The sequence below is a fragment of the Methylobacterium sp. CCH5-D2 genome (assembly GCF_001556475.1).
Taxonomy (GTDB): Bacteria; Pseudomonadota; Alphaproteobacteria; order Rhizobiales; family Beijerinckiaceae; genus Methylobacterium; species Methylobacterium hispanicum.
On the sequence record NZ_LSIX01000062.1, the window covers coordinates 1 to 210 of the forward strand.

Here is a 210-nt window from a genome sequence, read left to right on the forward strand (position 1 = left end):
TTCGAGCGGGCGGTGGGCGGCATCGTCGGCACGGTCTCGTCGTCCGCGACCGAGCTGCAGGCCACCGCCCAGACCATGACGGCGACGGCCGCCGAGACGGCCGGGCTGTCGGCGACCACCGCGAGCGCGGCCGAGGAGGCGTCCACCAACGTCAACACCGTGGCGGCGGCGGCCGAGGAACTCGGCGCCTCGGTGGCCGAGATCGGCCGG

General features: G+C 76.2%; 1 pseudogene. It reads left to right on the top strand.

The window, feature by feature from the left end:
* Positions 1-210, top strand: a pseudogene (locus tag AX737_RS33960) (hypothetical protein); the annotation flags it as partial.